Here is a 2379-nt window from a genome sequence, read left to right as displayed (position 1 = left end):
CGGCGCCCGCGGCGCTCCCCCCCTCGGCCCTCGCCGCGTCCTTCCGGGCAGGGTCGCGGCCGCGCGGCAGCTCGCCGTCGTGCCGCTCCCAGAAGCGGTCCGCGGCGGCCAGCTCGCCCGGCGGCGCCGCGTCGTCGACCTGGACGTCGGTCAGCGGCACGCCCTCGGCCAGCTTGGTGACCAGCGAGGCGCCGGAGAGCTGGGTCAGCGAGAAGAACTCCGACACCCGGGCCCGGACCACGATCTCGTCACCCACGGCCGGCACATAACCGCCGATCAGCGACGCGAAGGCGCCCATGAAGACGAAAATCCCGTCGGAGCTGGCCGGGTCGCCGTCGTCGGTGCCCTTCCGGCTCTGCAGGAAGAAGCCGTGCTGGTCGGCGCCCGCGGCGGTACGGGCCAGGGTGCGCTGGGTGACGACCCCGCGTACGTCGTACAGGACGCTGCTCGTGCCGTTGCCGGACGGGTTGGCCAGCGGTGACCGGTCGGTGCGCGGATTCTCGGCGTCCGTCGTCGGGCCCTGCACAGCGCCGACGGTCAGCGGCTCGTCGGCGGCCCGGGCCACCCCGGGGAACAGGGCGGCGGTCAGCAGCGGAACGGTGAGCAAGGGCAGGAAGCGGCGGTAGCGCACGGAGCCTCCACAGCTCAGTCGGTGGGCTCGAGTCTCTGCACCAGCTGACCCACGTCCACGCCGTACTCGTACCAGTCCCGGTCGGACTGGAAGCCCAGCTCCGCGTTGACCTTGAGCATGGACTCGTTGTGCTGCGCGTTCCAGGTCTGCACCTCGCGCAGGCCGGGCTCGGCGGACCGCAGCTCGAACAGCATCCGGGCCTTGATCGCCCGGTCGATGCCGTAACCGCGGTGCTCGCGGACGACGATCGTGTCGTACTGGTCGGCGCGTTCGGGATGCTGCGCGGGCACGACCACCTCGGTCAGCCCGGCGACCGCGCCGGACGCCTCGTGGATGGCCAGCACGATGTACGGCTTCAGGCCCCGCCGGTGCAGGGTGTTGAGGCTGTCCCGCAGCCGCTGCGGATCGGACGAGCTCGGCCGCAGATCCAGGTCGTTGTCGTCACCGTCCTGCCCCTCCAGCTTGGCCTGCGCGTACGGCTCCAGCAGGTCGGCCGGCGGCCCACCGGGGTGGTATTCGACGCGGTAGCCGGCGCTGATGCCGTTGGCCATGGCGTGCAGGGCGTTCCAGTCCACGCTGGACAGGGTCAGGACGCTGCGGGTCTCCACATACTCCTGCTCGAAGCCCAGCGCCTCGTAGAACGCGATGGCCGGGGTGTCGCCGATGGCCTCGACCCCGATGGAGGAGAAACCCTCGAGATAGGCGCGGCGCGCGGCGACCCCGACGAGCTGCTGGCCCAGGCCGCGGCGGCGCAGGTCAGGATGGACCAGCACCTCCAGCACGCCGATGTCGCCGAGCAGCAGGACACTGACGTGGCCGTAGATGGTGCTCTCGCCCTCGGGGAGCCGGTCGTCCTCGGCGACCCAGCTGATCCGGCGCTCACCGGGCATGGTCTCGGCCAGGTAGTCGACCACCTGGACGTCCTGCCACGGTGGATCGTCGGGGAGATCGGCAGCCAGCACCGCGTTGTACGTCTCCACGAGCGATCGGATCTCCCCCGCCGACGCGGTCCGGGGATCCCACTCACGCACCCTCACCCGTACAGCTTGCCGGTACATGGACCTTCAGGGAAGTGCCGGATGGACAAATGTACGCGACCCGTCACTGTGGGTTGTCGCTCAAACCCGGCTGCGCTGCCCGTACTCGTTGGCCGCGTCGAACACTTTCTGCGCGTACGGCCGCACCGCGTTGTACGACAAAATAGCGTCCCACCAGGCATCCGGCCGAGCGAGGTCGCGACCGCCCTGACACAGATACTTGGCCGCGGCCAGCGACGCGTCATCGATGTCGTTGGGATCGGAAACACCATTGTTGTCGGCATCAACACCATTGCCGACAGAGATCGAATTCCAGGTCTGCGGGATGAACTGCAACGGACCCAGCGCCCGATCGAACTGAGAATCACCATCGAGCGCACCCTGATCGGTGTCCCGGATCTCCTGCCGCCCACCCTTACCGTCCAACGGCAACCCGAAAATCGGCGGAGCAACCGACCCGTCGACACTGAGGACGGCGCCGTTGGCGGAGCCGTGCGAGGACTCCACCTTGGCGATGGCGGCGATCGTGGTCCAGCTCAGATGACAGCTCGGGGTAGTCCGGGCGACCACAAGCTCGGCGTAGCCGTACGCCTGCACGGCGACCACGGGGATGCCGGCCCGGGTGCCGGTGTCCTGCGCCCAGGAAGCAAGAACATCGGCCGGCCGGGCGCCGCCGACCGCACCGCCGACGGGGGGCTGGGTGCCCGGCAC

At 69.9% G+C, this 2379-nt stretch carries 1 protein-coding gene and 2 pseudogenes; all 3 read right to left on the bottom strand.

What is annotated here, in order from left to right:
- A pseudogene (locus AB0C29_RS27065) lies at nt 1–541 on the bottom strand (endonuclease); the annotation flags it as partial.
- A gap of 104 nt (nt 542–645) precedes the next feature.
- The gene (locus AB0C29_RS27060; protein ID WP_360825556.1) at nt 646–1668 is read right to left on the bottom strand and encodes a GNAT family N-acetyltransferase; all 1023 of its coding nucleotides are present in this window, start codon (nt 1666–1668) and stop codon (nt 646–648) included.
- 81 nt (nt 1669–1749) lie between these two features.
- Nucleotides 1750–2379: pseudogene (locus AB0C29_RS27055) on the bottom strand (murein transglycosylase); the annotation flags it as partial.

It is taken from the genome of Actinoplanes sp. NPDC048791 (genome assembly GCF_040650095.1).
Lineage (GTDB): Bacteria > Actinomycetota > Actinomycetes > Mycobacteriales > Micromonosporaceae > Actinoplanes.
The sequence above is the reverse complement of the archived record's forward strand: the minus strand, read 5'-3'. Positions and strand labels throughout refer to the sequence as shown.